The organism is Bordetella genomosp. 2 (genome assembly GCF_002261345.1).
Lineage (GTDB): Bacteria > Pseudomonadota > Gammaproteobacteria > Burkholderiales > Burkholderiaceae_B > Bordetella_A.
The window spans coordinates 1,190,775-1,208,780 of sequence record NZ_NEVT01000006.1 but is presented as its reverse complement, the minus strand read 5'-3'; the positions used below and the strand labels follow the sequence as shown (position 1 = coordinate 1,208,780).

Annotated in this window: 16 protein-coding genes, 1 tRNA gene and 1 pseudogene; 10 read left to right on the top strand and 8 right to left on the bottom strand. The window is 67.6% G+C overall.

The window, feature by feature from the left end; genetic code table 11:
- The first annotated feature begins 14 nt into the window (after positions 1 to 14).
- The 4 genes from CAL24_RS15885 (at position 15) to CAL24_RS15870 (ending at position 4,940) form a co-directional block, all read left to right on the top strand.
- On the top strand, positions 15 to 575 hold the full coding sequence (locus tag CAL24_RS15885; RefSeq protein ID WP_028354729.1) for a TetR/AcrR family transcriptional regulator: 561 nt from the start codon (positions 15 to 17) through the stop codon (positions 573 to 575).
- Positions 576 to 750: 175 nt separating this feature from the next.
- Positions 751 to 1,836 (top strand): sensor histidine kinase, encoded by a 1,086-nt coding sequence (locus CAL24_RS15880; RefSeq protein WP_038853614.1) that lies wholly within the window; start codon positions 751 to 753, stop codon positions 1,834 to 1,836.
- Positions 1,837 to 1,983: 147 nt separating this feature from the next.
- Complete coding sequence (locus CAL24_RS15875) at positions 1,984 to 4,230, top strand: phosphocholine-specific phospholipase C (protein WP_094807299.1); 2,247 nt, start codon at positions 1,984 to 1,986, stop codon at positions 4,228 to 4,230.
- Positions 4,231 to 4,367: 137 nt separating this feature from the next.
- Complete coding sequence (locus CAL24_RS15870; RefSeq protein WP_094807171.1) at positions 4,368 to 4,940, top strand: GNAT family N-acetyltransferase; 573 nt, start codon at positions 4,368 to 4,370, stop codon at positions 4,938 to 4,940.
- A 17-nt stretch (positions 4,941 to 4,957) separates the two neighbouring features.
- On the opposite strand, the gene CAL24_RS15865 is transcribed toward CAL24_RS15870, so the two are convergent.
- Entirely contained in the window at positions 4,958 to 5,629 is a 672-nt protein-coding gene (locus tag CAL24_RS15865) for an O-methyltransferase (protein WP_094807170.1), read from the bottom strand.
- 113 nt (positions 5,630 to 5,742) lie between these two features.
- On the opposite strand from CAL24_RS15865, the gene CAL24_RS15860 reads away from it, so the two are divergent.
- The 4 genes and pseudogenes from CAL24_RS15860 to CAL24_RS15845 all read left to right on the top strand — a co-directional run.
- The gene (locus CAL24_RS15860; protein WP_051439458.1) at positions 5,743 to 6,618 is read left to right on the top strand and encodes a LysR substrate-binding domain-containing protein; all 876 of its coding nucleotides are present in this window, start codon (positions 5,743 to 5,745) and stop codon (positions 6,616 to 6,618) included.
- Between the two features lie 194 nt (positions 6,619 to 6,812).
- Positions 6,813 to 8,192 carry an amidohydrolase gene (locus CAL24_RS15855; RefSeq protein ID WP_432759297.1) on the top strand — a complete coding sequence of 460 codons (1,380 nt, stop codon included), beginning with the start codon at positions 6,813 to 6,815 and terminating at the stop codon, positions 8,190 to 8,192.
- A 14-nt stretch (positions 8,193 to 8,206) separates the two neighbouring features.
- Positions 8,207 to 8,283: transfer RNA gene (locus CAL24_RS15850), tRNA-Arg, on the top strand.
- 130 nt (positions 8,284 to 8,413) lie between these two features.
- A pseudogene (locus CAL24_RS15845) lies at positions 8,414 to 8,686 on the top strand (integrase); the annotation flags it as partial.
- Positions 8,687 to 8,740: 54 nt separating this feature from the next.
- On the opposite strand, the gene CAL24_RS15840 reads toward CAL24_RS15845, so the two are convergent.
- The gene (locus tag CAL24_RS15840) at positions 8,741 to 9,628 is read right to left on the bottom strand and encodes a LysR family transcriptional regulator (RefSeq protein ID WP_081760428.1); all 888 of its coding nucleotides are present in this window, start codon (positions 9,626 to 9,628) and stop codon (positions 8,741 to 8,743) included.
- A 141-nt stretch (positions 9,629 to 9,769) separates the two neighbouring features.
- Between CAL24_RS15840 and CAL24_RS15835 the strand changes: the two genes are divergently transcribed.
- A complete protein-coding gene (locus CAL24_RS15835; RefSeq protein WP_212591738.1) occupies positions 9,770 to 10,951 on the top strand; it encodes an MFS transporter in 1,182 nt (393 codons plus the stop codon).
- Positions 10,952 to 11,159: 208 nt separating this feature from the next.
- Here CAL24_RS15835 and CAL24_RS15830 read toward each other — a convergent pair whose 3' ends face one another.
- Positions 11,160 to 12,083, bottom strand: a complete 924-nt coding sequence (locus tag CAL24_RS15830; protein WP_094807168.1) for a LysR family transcriptional regulator — start codon at positions 12,081 to 12,083, stop codon at positions 11,160 to 11,162.
- A 66-nt stretch (positions 12,084 to 12,149) separates the two neighbouring features.
- Here CAL24_RS15830 and CAL24_RS15825 point away from each other — a divergent pair, with 66 nt between their 5' ends.
- Positions 12,150 to 12,767 carry a LysE family transporter gene (locus CAL24_RS15825; protein ID WP_094807167.1) on the top strand — a complete coding sequence of 206 codons (618 nt, stop codon included), beginning with the start codon at positions 12,150 to 12,152 and terminating at the stop codon, positions 12,765 to 12,767.
- Between the two features lie 4 nt (positions 12,768 to 12,771).
- Here CAL24_RS15825 and CAL24_RS15820 read toward each other — a convergent pair whose 3' ends face one another.
- Genes CAL24_RS15820 through CAL24_RS15800 form a run of 5 tightly spaced genes read right to left on the bottom strand, consistent with a single transcriptional unit; the run spans position 12,772 to position 17,985 of the window.
- A complete protein-coding gene (locus CAL24_RS15820) occupies positions 12,772 to 13,398 on the bottom strand; it encodes an ANTAR domain-containing response regulator (RefSeq protein ID WP_028354720.1) in 627 nt (208 codons plus the stop codon).
- A gap of 8 nt (positions 13,399 to 13,406) precedes the next feature.
- Positions 13,407 to 14,597 (bottom strand): transporter substrate-binding domain-containing protein, encoded by a 1,191-nt coding sequence (locus tag CAL24_RS15815; protein WP_028354719.1) that lies wholly within the window; start codon positions 14,595 to 14,597, stop codon positions 13,407 to 13,409.
- Between the two features lie 16 nt (positions 14,598 to 14,613).
- Positions 14,614 to 15,348: an ABC transporter ATP-binding protein gene (locus CAL24_RS15810; protein ID WP_249278548.1), complete on the bottom strand. Its 735-nt coding sequence runs from the start codon at positions 15,346 to 15,348 to the stop codon at positions 14,614 to 14,616.
- Positions 15,345 to 17,159, bottom strand: coding sequence for a branched-chain amino acid ABC transporter ATP-binding protein/permease (locus tag CAL24_RS15805; protein ID WP_094807165.1), 1,815 nt, complete (start codon positions 17,157 to 17,159; stop codon positions 15,345 to 15,347). The genes CAL24_RS15810 and CAL24_RS15805 overlap by 4 nt, the downstream gene beginning before the upstream one ends.
- A complete protein-coding gene (locus tag CAL24_RS15800) occupies positions 17,152 to 17,985 on the bottom strand; it encodes a branched-chain amino acid ABC transporter permease (RefSeq protein WP_028354716.1) in 834 nt (277 codons plus the stop codon). The genes CAL24_RS15805 and CAL24_RS15800 overlap by 8 nt, the downstream gene beginning before the upstream one ends.
- Positions 17,986 to 18,006 lie beyond the last annotated feature (21 nt).

Sequence of the window (18,006 nt, the reverse complement as noted above, 5' to 3'; positions counted from 1 at the left end):
AACAGGAACAGGACATGACCAACACCCCAGGACTACGCCCCGGCGGCCGCAGCGCCCGCGTGCAGGCGGCGGTGCACCGGGCGGTGCGGGAACTGCAGCAGGAGCTGGGCCGCGACGAGCTCACGGTGCCGGCCGTGGCGGCGCGCGCCGGCGTGACCCCCTCGACCATCTACCGCCGCTGGGGCGACCTGGCGCAGTTGCTGTCCGATGTGGCGGTCGAGCAGATGCGGCCGGACGAGCCGCCGCGCGATACCGGCTCGTTCCGCGGCGACCTGCTGGCCTGGCTGGAGCAGTATTTCGAGGAAATGTCGTCGACCCCGGGCCGCGCCATGCTGGGCGATGTGCTGGGCACCCCGGGCCACGAGAATGCCGGCAAGTGCGCGGCGTTCACCTGCCAGCAGATCGAGGCCATCCGCGCCCGCGCCGTGGCGCGGGGCGAGGCGCCGCTGGCGGCGGACCGCATCATCGAGCGCGTGGTCGCGCCGATGATGTACTGCCTGCTGTTTTCCAGCGAGGCGCCGCGCCCGGACATGCTGGCGCGGCTGTTCGACGAGGCGGCCGGCAAGCCCGGCTAGATCGTCCCGGCGGCGCGCGGCCGGGCCTGCCGGGCGCCGCGCCGGTGCCAAATAGCGGTTTCGTCGAAGATACGGGCGTGTTCGTCGAAAAACTCCGGCATGGCCGCCGCAATTGGCGTAGCGTACCGTCCATTGGCGGCCCATGCGCCGCGCCTCATTTTCTATTGGCCGCGACATGTTCACGATCTTCTCGCCCATCAGTCAGGAGCTTGGCCGCGACGATTCGTCCCAGGGTTTCTGGCGTGCCCAGGTGGTGGGCTGGGTTTTCCTGGCGATCATCGGCTTCGGCATCCGGCTGGCGGTGTTCGGCAATGCCTCGGCGGCATTCTGGCTGACGCTGGGCCTGGAGCCGCTGGCTTTCGCGCTGACCAGCGCCGCCGCCGTGTTCCATGGGCGCCGTCCGGCCCGCCACACCGCGCCCATCCTGGTGATCGCCTGCGCGGTGCTGTTGTGCGTGGCGGCGTCGGCGCTGCTGGCGTCCATTGCCTACGGCATCCACCAGCTGTTTCCGTCCGAATCGATCCGGATACTGCCGGGCAACCAGTACCGGCTCGGCTTCCTGTATTACATGGGCATCTTGTCGATCTGGACGCTGGTCTATTTCGGCGTCGGCGCCGAACTGGCGGCGCGCACCGAGCGCATGTCCAAGATGCGGGCCGAGACCCGCGCGCTGCGGCTGGAGCTCGAGCACTTGCAGCAGCAGATCGAGCCGCATTTCCTGTTCAACGCGCTCAACACCATCATGGCGGAAATCGCCGAGCGCCCGGCCGTGGCCGAGGAAATGACGCGCCGCCTGGCGAACTACCTGCGCTATTCGCTGGACCGGCGCGGGCTCGGCATGTGCACGCTGGAAGAGGAGATCGAGGCGGCCGAGACCTACATGCGCATCCAGGCGCTGCGCTTTGACACGCAGTTCCAGTACCAGTGCGAGATCGATCCGGCCACGCTGGACATGAACATGCCGCACATGACGCTGCAGGGCCTGGTGGAAAACGCCATCAAGCACGGCATGCGGGCCGACCAGGGCAGTTTCATGATCAGCATCCGCACGCGCCGCCACGGCGACGAGCTGATCGTCGAAGTGGACAACCCGGGCGAACTGCAGGCCCCCTACGACCTGGCGCAAGGCGGCGGCGGGCTGGGCAATCTGTGCCGCCGCCTGGCGCTGCGTTATCCCGAGCGGCACGCGTTTTCCCTGAGCCAGCGCGGCGACCGGACGGTCGCCGAGATCCGGCTGCGCGGCGAGCCGCTGGCGCTGTAATCGCCGGCCGGTACCCGGCCGGCGCACGGCGTTGTCCAGCGCGGGCAAGCCCAGTCACGCCCATGTCACCTCGTCTTTATAGACTCGCTGCGTCGCGGCCGCCGAAGCAAGGCATGGCCGCTTTCTCTTTGGGACATGCCGCACGACATGACGACTCGCCGCAGATTCCTGCAGACGGCGGCCGGCTCCGGCTTCGCCGCCGCCGCGCTGGCCGCGTTTCCACCCAGCATCCGCCGCGCCCTGGCCATTCCCGCCAATAACGCCACCGGCACCATCAAGGACGTGGAGCACGTGGTGATCCTGATGCAGGAGAACCGCTCCTTCAATCATTACTTCGGCACGCTCAAGGGCGTGCGCGGCTTCGGCGACCGCTTCACGATCCCGCTGCCGAACGGCCGCAGCGTGTGGCAGCAGCAGCGCGCCAACGGCGGCATATTGACGCCCTATCACCTGGACGGCACCGCCAACAATGCGCAGCGCGCCGACGGCACGCCGCATTCCTGGGGCGACAGTCAGGACGCCTGGGACGGCGGCCGCATGGCGCGCTGGGCGGCGCACAAGACCGATACCTCGATGGGGTACTTCAAGGAGCAGGAGATCCCGTTCCAGTTCGCGCTGGCCAATGCCTTCACGCTGTGCGACGCGTACCACTGTTCCATGCACACCGGCACGGACGCCAACCGCGCCTTCCACCTGACCGGCACCAACGGCCCGACCGCGCAGGGCGTGGCCTTCGTGAACAACGAATGGGACTGGATCGACGGCCGGCCGGAATCGGTGAATACCGGCTATACCTGGAAGACTTATGCCGAACGCCTGGAAGAGGCCGGGGTGAGCTGGATCTGCTACCAGAACATGCCGGACGAGTGGGGCGACAATATGCTGGGCGCGTTCCGGCAGTTTCGCCGCGCCAACATCGCGTCCGGCTACCCGGTCTCGAGCGGCGGCGCGCCCAATTCGCCCTACGCCGATACCGGGCAGCCGCTCCCTTACCATGCCTACGACCCGGCCACCGACAACGCCGGCAATCCGCTGTACAAGGGCGTGGCCAACACGCTGCCCGGCACGCGGCCGGACCAGTACCTGGACGCGTTCCGGCGCGACATCCGCGAAGGACGGCTGCCGCAGGTCGCGTGGATGAACGCGCCGTCGATCTATTGCGAGCATCCCGGCCCGTCCAGCCCGGTGCAGGGCGCCTGGTTCCTCCAGGAGGTGCTGGATGCCCTGACCGCCGTGCCCGAGGTCTGGAGCAAGACTGTGCTGCTGGTCAACTTCGACGAGAACGACGGCTATTTCGACCATGTGCCGTCGCCCTCGGCGCCGTCGCTGAATCCGGACGGCACGCCCGCCGGCAAGACGACGCTGTCCGACGAGGAGCTGCGGGTGGAGTACTTCACCCAGCCGGCGCCCGCGGGCAGCACCAGCCAGCCGGCCGCCGATGGCCGCGTGTACGGTCCCGGCCCGCGCGTGCCGATGTACGTGATCTCGCCCTGGAGCCGCGGCGGCTGGGTCAATTCGGAGGTGTTCGATCACACCTCGGTATTGCGCTTCCTGGAAGCGCGGTTCGGCGTGCAGGAGCCGCACATCAGCCCGTTCCGCCGCGCGGTCTGCGGCGACCTGACCAGCGCCTTCAACTTCGCCACGCCTAACACCGAGGCGCTGCCCACGCTGGCCGGCCGCACCACGCGCGACGCGGCCGACGGGCTGCGCGACGCGCAGGAGGTGCTGCCTGCCGTGCCGCTGCCCGCCGACATGCAACTGCCGCTGCAGGCCAGCGGCACGCGCCCGTCGCGCGCGCTGCCGTACGAGCTGCATACCAGCGCGCGGTGCGGCGCCGACGGCCAGGTGGAGCTGGTGTTCGCCAACACCGGCGCGCAGGCCGCGGTTTTCCATGTCTACGACCGGCTCAAGCTGGACCGCCTGCCGCGCCGCTACATGGTGCAGCCCGGCAAGCAGCTGGCCGACGTCTGGAATGCGTTCCAGGACAACCAGGGCCGCTACGATCTCTGGGTGCTGGGGCCGAACGGCTACCATCGCCATTTCCAGGGCGATACCGGGCGCATCGCCGATGCGCAGGCGCAGCCGGAGGTCCGGGTGTGCTATGACATTGCCAACGGCGACGTCTACGTCGAGCTGATGAACGGCGGCAAGCAGCCGTGCACGTTCACCGTCGCGGCGCAGGCCTACCGGACCGACGGCCCGTGGCCGGCGCGCGTGGAGCCCGGCGCGCAGGCCCGCCTGCATTGGTCGCTGCAGGACAGCGGCCAATGGTACGACTTCGCCGTGACCTGCGACAGCGACCCCGCCTACTATCGCCGCTTCGCCGGCCGGGTCGAAACCGGCAGGCACTCGGTGAGCGATCCGGCCATGGGCTTGCCGGCCGGCCAGGCCTGACGGGCGCGCGGCCCGCCGGCTGCGTTATGCTTGCCGCTCCAGCATGAGCGGGCTGCCGCCTTTCATGGCGGCAGCGGGTCCAGGCCCGGCGCGGGCAGTGCAGCCCGCGCGCCGCCGTATCCCGGGAGACGCAGCACATGACCACGCGCGCGCAGCGCAACCCGGCCGACGTCGAGTTGCGGCCGGTCGCGGAACACGATTCGGTGGCCGAACTGACCGGCTTGCTGCACCGGGCTTACGCGCGGCTGGCGGACATGGGGCTGCGGTACAAGGCGACCTATCAGTCCGAAGCCGTGACGCGCCAGCGCATCGCCCAGGGCGAATGCTATGTGGCCGTGCACGCGGGCGCATTGGTGGGCACCATTGTTTTCAAGCCGAAGGAACGGGCGGCCGGCTCGGCATGGCTGGACCGGCCGGACATCGCCATGCTGGCGCAGTTCGGCGTCGACCCGGCATGGCAAGCGGTCGGCCTGGGCACGCGCCTGATGGACCTGGTCGAGCGGCGCGCGGCGCAGACCGGCGCGGCCGAGATCGCGCTCGATACCGCCGAGCCCGCCACCCACCTGGTGCAGTGGTATGCCCGGCGCGGCTACCGGTTCATCGAGCACGTCACCTGGCAGCATGCGAACTACCGCAGCGTGATCATGAGCAAGCCGATGGCGTCGCTCATTGCCGCCGGCCGGGGTTCGTCCGCGGGAGGCGCTGCCTAGCGCAGGCGGGCCGCCGTTCAGCGCGACACCAGCGCCAGCGCGAAGCCGTCCCAGCCTTTGCCGCCGACGGTCTGGATGGCCGTGGCGGTCAGTCGCAGGTCGCGGCCCAGTTCTTCCAGGAAGCGCCGCGCGCCGCGCACGTCCGGCTGGTCCGCGGCGGCCGGGTCGGCGATGCGTCCGCCGCGGATGATGTTGTCGCCGACAATGACCGTGCCGTCGCGCGCCAGGGCCAGCGCCGCCGCCAGGTAGGCCGGGTTGTCGGCCTTGTCGGCATCCAGGAAGATCAGGTCGAAGGGCGGCGCATGCTCGGCCACCATGCGCCGCAAGGCATCGCGCGCATCGTCCTCGATCACGTCGACGCAGGCCGCCAGGCCGGCGCTGGCCACGTTGGCGCGCGCGATGCGCGCGCGCACGGGGTCGCGTTCCAGCGTGACGAGTTGTCCGCCGGGCGGCAGGGCGCGCGCCAGCCAGATGGTGCTGTAGCCGCCCAGCGTACCGATCTCCAGGATCCGCCGGGCCCGCGCCATCTGTGCAAAAATCTGCAGCAGCCGGCCCTGGTTGGGCGCCACTTCGTGAGGCGGCAGGCCGGCCGCGCGGGCGCGCGCCAGCGCCTGTTCCAGCACCGGATCGCTCAGGTGCAGGGCGGTCTCGAAGTAGTCGTCTACGTTGTTCCACTGGTTCTGGTCCATGGCGTGCCTGATCAAAGCAGAGTTTGTGATGGCATCGATGGTACGCAGCCGCCGCGTTTCCGGATATCGAGTTAATCTGGCGGCTGCGTCAGTTTTTTTCACAATGGGTTCACATGCGCTCGCTCCCGCCGCTGTCCGCGTTGAAGGTCTTCGAGGCCATCGCCCGCACCGGGTCGGTGACCGCGGCGGCGCAAGAACTGCACCGCACCCACGGCGCGGTCAGCCGGCAGTTGCAGTTGCTGCAGGAGCACGCCGGCATCGCCCTGTTCGACAAGCAGGGCAACGGCTTGCGGCTCAACGAGCATGGCGCGGCGCTATATGCGCTGGTGCAGCCGCTGTTCGACCGGCTGGAGGCCGGCTACGCGGGCATTGTGCGGCGCGCCCGCCATCCGGGCCTGCACGTCGCATGCAGCGCCACCTTCGCCATGCGCTGGCTGGTGCCGCACCTGGGCGATTTCTACCGCAAGCGGCCCGACATCCGGATCCGCCTGTCCATGACCTCGGCGCGCGAGCTGCGCGGCGAAGGCGCCGACTTGCTGATCGCCTGGGACCTGGCCACTTATCCGCAAGCCGACCGCGCGGCGGCGATCGCGCTGGCGCCGGTCGCCTTCGGCCCGGTCGCGGCCCCCGGCTATCCGCGCGCCGGCGCGACGCCGGCGCGCATCGCCCATGACTTCACCACCAGCGCCTGGACGCAATGGCAGGCTTTGTCCGGCATCGACCTGGAGCTGGGGCCCGAGATCACCTTCCCGCATACCCACCTGTGCATCGAGGCCGCCGCCGCCGGCCTCGGCGTGGCGCTGGTCGAGCAGCGCCTGGTGCGCAAGGAGCTGGACGACGGGACCCTGGTGGCGCCGCACGGCTTCGTGCAGTTTCCCGGCGGCCTGATGGCCCTGCCGGGCGCCGGGCGGGACGCCGATGCGCAGGTGCGCGCCTTCATCGGCTGGCTGCGCGAGGCGCTGGGCAGCGGCGCCGACGCGACGGCCTGAGGCGGTCGCGCCGTGGCGGCGCGGAGCGGCGTACCATCATGCATGGCCTGGCCGGCTCTCATGCGCGTCGAGCCGTCGGCTCAGCCGGACAGGGCCAGACTCATCCGATGGAGACATGCATGAAATTCCCGCATTACCGCGTTGCCCGGTTGCCGGGCGCTATCTCTCTGACCGCGGCCGCGCTCGCCGTGCAAATGGCACTGGGCGCGCCCGCCGCGGCGCAGCCGCCGGCCGCCGGCCCCGCCCAGGCCGCCCCGGCCGCGCCCATGCCGCAATTGGCGGCGCAGATCGACGAGGCGGCGCGCAAGATCGAGGACAAGCTGATCGCCTGGCGCCGCGACATCCACCAGCATCCGGAGCTGGGCAACCAGGAAACCCGCACCGCCAAGCTGGTCGCCGACCACCTGCGCGCGCTCGGCATGGAGGTGCAGACCGGCGTGGCCCGCACCGGCGTGGTGGCGGTGCTGCGCGGCGGCAAGCCGGGCCCGGTGGTGGCCCTGCGGGCCGACATGGACGCCTTGCCGGTCAAGGAAGCGGTGGATGTGCCGTTTGCCTCCAAGGCCAAGGGCAGCTACCTGGGCAAGGAGGTCGATGTCATGCACGCCTGCGGGCACGACACCCATACGGCCATCCTGATGGCGACCGCCGAAGTGCTGGCCGGCATGAAGGAGCAACTGCCCGGCAGCGTGAAATTCATCTTCCAGCCGGCCGAGGAGAGCCCGGCCGACTTCGAGCCCGACGGCGTCAAGACCTGGGGCGCCAAGATGATGGTGCAGGAAGGGGTGCTGGACAATCCGAAGGTGGACGCGATTTTCGGGCTGCACGTGTCGAGCAGTTATCCCGCCGGCTGGCTGGCCTGGCGCAGCGGCCCCGCCATGGCCGCCGCGGACCAGTTCTGGATCGACGTCACCGGCAAGCAGACCCACGGCGCGCGCCCCTGGTCGGGCATCGACCCGATCGTGGTGGGGTCGCAGATCGTGATGGGCATCCAGACCATCCCCAGCCGCCAGATCAACAGCATGCTGGAGCCGGCCGTGGTGACGGTAGGCGTGTTCAACGGCGGCAACCGCATGAACATCGTGCCGGAGAAGGTGCACATGACCGGCACCATCCGCACCTACGACGAAGGCATGAAGAAGGACATCCACCAGCGGCTGGAGCGCACCGCGACGTCGATCGCGCAAAGCGCCGGCGCCCGGGCCGACGTCAAGATCGTCGAGCTGTACAACGCGACCGTCAACCCGCCGGCCTTGACCGAGCAGATGGCGCCGACGCTGCGGCGCGTGGCGGGCGAGGGCAACTACGGCCTGCAGCCCAAGGCCACCGCCTCGGAAGATTTCTCGTTCTACCAGGAGAAAGTGCCGGGCCTGTTCTTCTACCTGGGCGTCACGCCCAAGGGTACCGACCCGCAGCAGGCCGCGCCCAACCATTCGCCGCGCTTCTACGTGGACGAATCCGGCCTGGTGAACGGCGTGCGGGCACTGTCGAACCTGGCGGTGGACTACATGGCGATGGCGGGGCGCCAGGCGGGCATGGCGTTGCGATTTGCTGAAGGCCAGGAAAAGGTGCTATAGTTTCTGTCTTTACAGCGCCCGTAGCTCAGTTGGATAGAGTACTTGGCTACGAACCAAGGGGTCGTGGGTTCGAATCCTGCCGGGCGCGCCAGAATATGCTGGAAAGCCAAGGGCTTGCCGCTGATGCGGCAAGCCCTTTTTTTGTTCGGCGATGACTCCAGCCCGGCATTTCGCTGGGCTACGCCCCAGCCCGCTATAGCAGGTTTATCCGAGGAGTCATCATGGCAAGAATCAAACTCACCAAGTCCGCCGTCGATGCCGCCAAGCCCCAGGCGCAGGCCTTCGAACTGCGGGACACCGTGCTGCCCGGCTTCCTGTGCAAGATCACCGCCAGCAAGGCACAGACCATGAAGGAATATTGCCACACCTTCATGGAGGACTACTCCAAGCAGCGTAACAAGCCCGGCACGCAGCGCGGCTATCAGGGCGTCATCGACCGCTGCATCATCCCGATCCTGGGCCGGATGAAGGTGCAGGACGTGAAGCGCCCGGACGGCACCAATCAGATCATCCAGGACGTTGTGCCCAGCACCGATTGGCAAGCCCAGTCAGAAAGGAAACAAGTTCTCAGCAATGAAGTCCACAAATGCTCTGATTTTCGGAGAGAGGTGACGGCTTGAAGGCCACAGCACATGGAAGACCATGCTTTCGTGGTTGTACTCGTCGAGCACGGTAATTAGCTTGCCGTCTTGCAATTGCTGTCGCACTGCAATCTCTGGAAGGCAAGCGATGCCCAACCCCTGCTCGGCAAAACATACCTGAGGATCGAGTGTGTTGGTCACCATGCTGATCGGCAATTCAATCGCCGGCATATCAGTAGTGCGTGTGACAGGCCACGTGTCCAATTTTCCCGTGCTTGGGAAGCGATACAGCAAGCAGGCGTGACTGGTCAGATCGGCAGGCTCGTGCGGAACACCGGCCTGACTGAAATAGCTCGGTGCGCCGACGATCACTCTGCGGCAGGAGCCAAGACGCCGCGACATCAATCGGGAATCACTAGGCTCACCGGTGCGAATCACCGCGTCGAAGCCCTCTTCAATGACGTCTACCAAGCGATCTGAATAGTCGAAGTCCAGCTCAATGTCTGGGTAGAGCCGCTTGAACGTAGCGAGCTTCGGCATAAAAAGCGTACCGACCGACGGCAGGCTAATGCGCAGCTTTCCTTTCGGAGCGCTTTGAGTCTGTAGAAGTTCTGCTTCTGCCGACTCCACTTCGCAAAGGATACGGCGGCAGCGCTCCAGGAATATCGCGCCTTCCGGGGTCAGGTTGATGGTGCGGGTGGAACGATGGAACAACCTCACACCCAGACGTTCTTCCAGTCGCACGATCGCCTTGCTGACGGCCGATGCTGAAATTCCGAGTTGCCGGCCTGCGGCGGTGAAGCTGAGCGCTTCACCTGCGCGAACAAACACATTCAGCGCACCCAAGTTTTCCATGCACCCTCCAATTAATGACATATAAGTCACAAGTATTGTGAACTGTAGCCTATTTTTCATTTATCCACGTTGCACGACACTGTTGGGGAGCACTCTGGCGTGGCAATCGGTTGCGCAGAAATAGAGAAGGAAGGGCTTTAAATGACAACGAGTACCGCGCTTGGAAATGCGGAAAGACTGCCGTTAGGCGCCTTGCTGGCATTGGCGATGGCGGCCTTCATCACCTTGCTTACCGAGATCATGCCGGCGGGGCTCCTGTCCTCCATCGCTCAGGGGCTGAACGTCTCAGAAAGTCTTGCCGGACAGTTCATCAGTGCCTATGCAGTGGGCGCATTGGTCGCCGCGATCCCCGTCACGACGCTGACGCAAGGCGTGCGTAGGCGTCCACTGCTTCTGATCGCGATCCTCGGGTTCGCAGTTGTCAATCTTGTCACTGCGCTGTCCGAAAGTTATGGCGTTTCCCTCATGGCGCGGTTTTTCGCGGGTGTCTTTGGCGGCATCGTCTGGTCTTTGCTGGCTGGCTACGCTGTGCGCATGTCACCGGCTCACCTCAGCGGTCGAGCAATCGCAATTTCTGGCGCTGGCGCGACCATCGCATTGGTGCTCGGTGTTCCACTCGGCACTTGGTTAGGCCGGCTCATCGGTTGGCAAGGCGCCTTTGGATTGATGACAGCACTGGCCCTACTGCTTATGGCCTGGATCGTTGCAATCGTTCCAGATTTTCCTGGTCAGGTGAAGGAAAAGCGCCAGGCACTCTCCAGTGTTTTCCTGAAAACCGGCATACGTTCCGTGTTGTTGGTGGTCTTTACCTTTGTCGTCGCCCACAACATTCTCTACATCTACATCGAGCCTTTCCTGGCACCCTCGGGCTTGTCCAGCAAGGTAGATATCGTGCTGTTTGTATTTGGGGCGGGGTCGATCGTTGGCCTCTGGTGTGTCGGTGCGCGGGTCGATCGCCAGTTGCAACGGCTTGCCGTGGCAAGCATTACTGTCTTCGCCTTCGCTTCTCTGTTGCTCGGCCTTTGGGGCGATAGCCCGCAGATGGTTTATCTATCCATCATGGCTTGGGGATTTTCCTTCGGCGGATTCGCCACGATTACCCAGACGGCATTGTCTCGTTTCGCGGGTGACTCGGTTGATGTTGCGCAGTCCGCATATACGACGGGATGGAATACGGCTGTTGCCGGTGGCGGCGTAGTTGGAGGGCTTCTGCTTGAGCGCACTGGCGTCGCATCGTTTGCCTGGGTCGTCATCGGCACTCTTGCCATCTCGCTGCTGGGGACGGTGTTTGCCATGAATAGAGCGCTGACAAATCGGAACTGACGCTGGAGTTTTAGGCTGATGTGTTCAATCACGCTGTTCGCTGTGATGGCCGTCAGCCACGTTGCCGAGTACTTGACCAGCTTTTCGTTCACTTCACCGGCAGCGGTCAAGGAGTACCTGCCTGCCAAGCTGGCCGGCTGTCCTTCGCCGAACGCAGCTTGATCTGGCCAAAGGGGCTTCGGCCCCTTTTTGCTGCGCCCGATGCCGACTATGCCAATGCCCGCAACCACGCCAGCAAATCGGCCTGCGGGCTATCGGGTTGCAAGGGCTGCGGCGACAACAGGCAGTAGCGCGAGCCGTCCTCGACGAACCCCAGTGGCGCGGCCAGCACGCCGCTGTCCAGGTCGTCGCGCACCAGATGCCACGGGCCGATCGCCACACCCAGGCCGGCCACGGCGGCCTGCAAGCTGAAATAGAAATGCTCGAAGCTCTGCCCCGGCGCGTCCGGCGCGGGCTGGCCTGCGGCCGTCGCCCATTCCTGCCACGCACCCGGCCGCGTGCGCGTGTGCAGGTGCGGTGCGCCGGGCTTGAGCGCGGCGTCGGCCTTCTTCGTGCTGAACCAGGTTGCCGCCTTGTCGGGGCGGCAGACCGGGCCGACCTTTTCCGCGAACAAGGGCTCGACGTGGTAGCCCATGGGCCAGGGGAAGTCGTCCCGGCGGATCGCGAGGTCGATGCCGCTGGCGAAGGAGAACGGTCCACCGCCCGCCACCAGATGGACGTCGATCCCCGGATGCCGGGCCTGGAAGTCCGGCCAGCGCGGGATCAGCCAGCGCATCAACAGCGTCGGCTCGCACGACAGCACCCAGCGCCGCCCCTGGCGGGCGCTGGCGCGCAGCTCGGCGACGGCCTGGCGCATCAGATCCATGCCATTGCCCACGGCCCGCGCCAGCGTGCGGCCAGCATCGGTCAGGAACACACGCCGGCTGCGCCGCTCGAACAACGCCACGCCCAGCTCGTCTTCGAGCAGGCGCACGGCGCGGCTGACGGCGCCGTGGGTCAGGTGCAGTTCGCTCGCCGCGCGACTGAAATTCTCCAGCCGGGCGGCGGCCTCGAAGCAGCGCAGCGCCAGCAGCGAAGGCAGGCGCGCATCGCTCGATGGTGAGTCAGGATCACCATTCTTGTCAGAAATCATCGTTATTCATTGGCAAATATTGTCGGTAGCATCGCCTTGATACGCTGCTTCCCGACAGGATACGCCATGACCGAACTGATAGCTGTCATCACCATCACCTTGCTGGCCGTCATCAGCCCTGGGCCGGACTTCGCGATGGTCACGCGCAACAGCCTGATGCTGTCGCGCCGCGCGGGTGTGCTGACGGCCCTGGGCATCGGCCTGGGCGTGCTGGTGCATGTCACCTACACGCTGGTCGGCGTGGGCCTGCTGATCCAGCAATCGCTCTGGCTGTTCAACGCCATCAAGCTGGTTGGTGCCGCCTATCTGGTTTATCTCGGCGTGAAGATGCTGCGGGCCAAGCCCGCAGGCGCGCTGGCCGACAGTGCCGTGGCGCCACTGTCGGACATGGCGGCCTTGCGTACCGGCTTCCTGACCAATGCGCTGAACCCGAAGACCACGGTATTCATCGTCAGCCTGTTCATGCAGGTGGTGCGTCCCGACACGCCGCTGGCGGTGCAGATCGGCTATGGCGCGTTCATCTCGGTGGCGCACATGGCCTGGTTCGCCCTGGTGGCCTTGTGCTTCTCGGCCGGCGCCGTGCGCGACCGGCTGTTGGCCGTGCGCCACTGGATCGACCGCGCCTTCGGCGGGCTGTTGGTCGGCCTCGGCGTCTTGCTGGCGGTGGCGCGCGGATCGCGCTGACCGCTCATTGCTTCCGCCCGTGCACGGCGCCCAGGCCCAGCTTTTCCATCGCCTCGCTCGCCTCGACGATCATCGCGGCCACTTCGGCCACGCTGACCCGCAGCCGGGTGGCGCGCGAGCGCATGTGCTCGTAGGCTTCGCGCTCGTCCACGCGCTGGTTGTCCATCAGGGCCCGGATCGCCTTCTCGATCACGCGGCGCGACTTGATGGTGCCTTCGAGCTTGTCGATCTTGTTCTGCAGGCGGTTCTGGTACAGCTTGGCCGAGCGCGCCAGCACCAGCGTGCTGAGAATGCCGGCCGAACGGAACGGCCCGGTCAGCACGCCGTGGGCGTTGATCTTCAGCAGTTGTTTCAGCGTGGTGGGAGTCTCGTATTCCGACAGCGCGATCAAGGCGGCCTCGACTTCGCTGGCGGACCAGGCGGCGATGTTCTGGCCGCATTGCGACGCCTGGAAAAAGATGACGTCGGCGCCGCCCGGCGGGCGCTCGGGGAATGGCCAGTGCAGGTGGATGCGGCAGCCGATGCGCTTGAGCTGCTCGACCAGCAGGTCGCGGTCTTCGCCGGGCGGGTAGACCACCGCCACGGCCACGCTGCGCAAGTCTTCGTAGAGGCGGCGGAGGCTATGGTCCATGACTGCCCTCAGCCCAGCCAGAGCGCGTCCAGCCCCAGCGCCGTCAGGTACGGGTCCGGCCTGACCGCCTCGGGGCTTTGCCAGACTACGTCGAAGGCGCCGTCATCCCGGCAGATGCCGATGCGCGGCGTGAGCACGCAATGGTTGTTCTCGGACAGCACCGCCAGCCGGCCGCCGGGCGCGTCGAACGCCACTTGGTGCACGGCCTGCACCAGCCTGCGCGTGTCCATGCCGCCCACGCGCTGCAACGCGCGTGCGAACAAGTGCATCTGGCTGTAGGACGCCTCGGAATACACGCTGGCGGGCCGCGCCCCGAAGCGCGCGCGCCAGCGCTCCAGGAACGGCGCATTGGCGGGCGTGTCGACGGAATTGAAATAGGTGGCCGCCGTGATGTGGCCGGCGCACAGCGCCGGGCCGATCTGGGCCACCTCGGCCTCGGTCAGGGTGAGGCTGGCGATGGGAATGCGTTCCGCCGAGAGCCCGGCTTCGTGATAGCAGCGGTAAAAGCGTTCGGCGTCCGAGCCGATCAGGGTGGAGAACACCACGTCCGGCTGGATGCGCCGGATGTCGTCCACCACGTCGGCGATCTCGGCCTGGTCGCAGCCCAGGCGCAGGTAGGTCTCGTCCAGGATCTCGCCGCCGCGCTGCTCGACCGTCTCGCGCATGATGCGGTTGGTTTCGCGCGGGTAGATGTAGTCGGCGCCCACCAGGAAGATGCGCGAGCCGCAGTGCTGGATCAGGTAGGCCGCCAGCTGCATGCTGCCCTGGTTGGGCGCGGCGCCCGTGTAGATGACGTTGGGCGAATACTCGAAACCCTCGTAGACGGAGGCGTACCACAGCAGCGAATTGCTGCGCTCCACCACGGGCAGCATGGCCTTGCGGCAATGCGAGGTGCAGCCGCCGAAGATCACGCCGACCTCGTCGTCCAGCAGCAGCCGCGCGGCCAGCCGGCGGTATTCTTCGCTGTCGCTGCGCGGGTCGTACACGACCGGCTCCAGCGGCCGCCCCAGCACGCCGCCCAGGGCATTGATTTCTTCCACCGCCAGCACCGTGCCGAAGAAATGCTGGGACTCGGTGGTGGCCGTCACGCCGCTGCGCGAGTACAGCACGCCGATGCGCCAGCCGGCCTGGCCCTGCGAGGCGGCCGGCGGGGTGGCGGGTGAGGGGGCCGCGGCGTCGCCGGCGGGAGTCTGCGTCATGGCGTCGGATCCTGCTTCATACCTTCAGGTGGTCAATGATATGGCTCGCCGCGGCCGCCGCGCCAGTCTCGCCCTGGTCCACGATCGCGCCGTGCTTGAGGATCAGGTAGCGGTCGGCCACCTCCAGGGCGAACGCCACATTCTGCTCGACGATGAACATGCTGGTGCCGCGCTGCCGGCGCTCCCAGGCCAGCGCGCGGGCCAGCCGCTCGATCACCGACGGCTGCAGGCCCTCGGTGATCTCGTCGAGCAGCAGCAGGGCCGGCCGTTGCATCAGCGCGCGCGCCACCAGCAGCATTTTCTGCTCGCCGCCCGACAGCGTGCCGGCATGCTGGCGCAGCCGGCTGGCGAACACCGGGAACAAGTCGGCGATTTCGGCGAAGCGTGCGTCGAACAGGCGGTCGGACGGCAGGCCCAGGCGCAGGTTGTCGCGAATATTGAGGTCGGGAAACAGCGCCTGTTCCTGCGCCGCGTAGGCCACGCCGCGCCGGGCGATATCCTGCGGCCGCATGCGGGTGGCGTCCGTGCCGCCCAGCCGCACCCGGCCGCGCGCCTTGGGCAGGTAGCCCATGACCGTCTTGAGCAAAGTGGACTTGCCCATGCCGTTCTTGCCCAGCAGCGCCACGCAGGCGCCCGGCGCGACGGCCAGCGACACCTCGCGCAGCACCAGGGCGGACTGGTAGCCGCTGGACACTTCTTCCATGGCCAGGGCGGGCGCCGCCTGCGCCGCCGGCCCCATCGTCGCGCTCATGGCCGCGTCTCCCCGGTCACGGCCTGCGCGCTGCCCGCGTAGATGGTGCGCACCAGCTCGGATTCGGTCACGTCGCGGAAACTGCCGTCCATGACGATGCGCCCCTGGTGCAGCACCACGATGCGGGTGGCCACCTCGGCGACGAAGTCGAGGTCGTGCTCGACCAGCAGGCAGCACAGGCCATAAGTATGCGCCAGCGACGACAGCACTGCGCCGATGCGGGCGCGCTCGGTCTTGCTCAGCCCGGCGGTGGGTTCGTCCAGCAGCACCACGCGCGGCTCCAGCGCCAGCACCATGGCCAGTTCCAGGGCCTGTTGCTGGCCGTGAGAGAGGTCGCGCACGGACCGCTCCAGGCATTGGTCCAGTTCGGTCATGCGCAGCACTTCCAGCGCGTAGGGCGGCAACGCCAGTTCCGGCGCGCGGCTCAGCCACGAAGGACGTTCGCGCAGCGCCGTGGCGATGCGCAGGCTCTCGGCCACGGTCATGCTGTCGAAGATGTTGGCATTCTGGAACTTGCGTCCCAGCCCGGCGCGCACGCAATGCGCCGGCCCTTGCCGGTGTATTGCCCGGCCGCATAGCGCCACCTCGCCGGCCGAGCGCTCGGCGCCGTCGGCGATGCAGCGCATCAGCGTGGTCTTGCCGGCGCCGTTGGGGCCGATCAGGCCGAGCAGCTCGCCATCGTCGGCCTGCAGATCGATGCCCTGCAGCACCTGCAGGCTGCCGAAGCGCTTGGCCACGCCCGCCAGCCGCAGCGCCGGCTGGCCGGGCGCCCGCGTGCCGGCGCCCGGGCGGGCGACCAAGCGCGGCGCGGGCGGCGTCGTGGCGCGGCGCCGCGCGGTCACCAGCGGCAGCAGCCCGCGCGGCAGCAGCAGGATGACCACGATGAACGTCACGCCCAGCAGCAACTGCCATACGAAAGGCATGTAGCCGCTCAGATACGAGGCGGCCACGTTGATCAATACGGCTCCCAGGACCGGGCCCCAGATGGTGCCGCGCCCGCCCAGCGCGACCCAGATGATCAGCTCGGTGCCGAAGACGAAGCCGCCCAGCTCCGGCGCCACCACGCCGCTGAAGGCGCCATAGCCGAAGCCCGCCAGGCCGGCCACGACGGCGCACACCACCAGCAGGGCGATGCGCCAGTGCGCGGTATGCAGGCCCAGATAGCCGCAGCGCGTCTCGTTGTCGCGCAGCGCGGCCAGGATGCGGCCGGCGTCGCTGCGCGTGACAGTCCAGGCCAGCAAGGTCACGGCGGACAGCGACGCCGCGGCCACCATGTACCAGGCCTCGAGCGACAGGTCGAAAGTCTCGAAGCCGGTCAGTCCGGAGGACGACCCGGTGTAGGTGCCGCCGGCCAGCGCGACCTGCGTCAGCACGATCGGCAGCACCAGCGAGATGACGGTGGCGAAGAACGGCGAGGCGCCGCGATAGAACGATAGCCAGCCCGCCGCGAGCGCCAGCAGCGCCGCGCCGCCCGCCGCGGCCAGCACCGCCAGCGCCGCCACTGCGGGAGAAAAGCCGAAGTGTGTGAATGCCAGCCCGGCCGCGTAGGCGCCCACGCCGAAGAATGCCGACTGGCCGAAGGTCAGGTAGCCGGTGTAGCCCCAGAGTACATCCACCGTGACCGCCGCGATGGCGAAGAACAGCGCCTTGATCAGCACGTTCAGCAGATAGGTGTCGAACAGCCACGGGCCCGCCACGGTCAGCGCCAGGCACAGCGCCGCCAGCCAGGCCAGGTCGCGGCCGTGGCGGCCGCGGCGCGCGGTATCGGAGGGCGCCGCGGCCGCCCGTCGGGCAAGCAGAGTCTCAGTCATGGGCGAATCCTTGGGGACGCAGGCGCAGCGTCAGGGCCGCCAGCACCGCGATGGTGACGCCGCCCAGAATCGGGCTGACGTAGACGCTGACCAGCACCTGGCACGCGCCATAGAGCACGCAGGTCAGCAGCAGCGCGCCGATCGAATGGCCGGCCACCATGACCAGCATGAACGCGCTGACCAGCCATGGCAGGCCCATGTTGGGGTCGACGCTGGAGAGCGGCGTAATGAGCGCGCCGGCCAGCGCGCCAAGTCCCGCGCCCAGGCCGAAGGTGACGAAGCGGATGCGCTCGGCGCGGATTCCCAGGCCGCGCGCCAGGTTCTCGTTCATGATGACGGCGCGCGTGCGCACGCCGAAGCGGGTGCGGTTCAGCAGCGCGCTCAGCACGGCATAGAGCAGCAGCGCCGCCGGGATGAGGAACAGGCGATAGGCGGAGTACTCCGTTCCCAGGATGTCGGCCGCGCCCTGCAGCGGCGAGTCCACGAACTGCACTTCGCGGCCGAAGGCCATGGTGATCAGCTGGCCGATCACGATGCCCAGGCCCCAGGTGGCGAGGATGGCGTCCAGCGGCCGCCGGTAGAGCGGCTGCACGATCAGCCGCTCGACCACCATGCCGGTCGCCGTGCCGGCCGCCAGCGCGGCGGGCAGCGCCAGCCAGGGGTTGAGTCCCAGCTGGGTCACCACCAGGCTGGCGTAGCAGCCCAGCGTGATGATCGCGCCATGCGCGAAATTCACGATCTTCATGACGCCGAAAATGATCATCAATCCGGCGGTCACGATGAACAGCATGGCCGCCGTACTCAGGATGTCCAGTAGCAAGCCCATCGTCTTCTCCGGCGGCCGCCC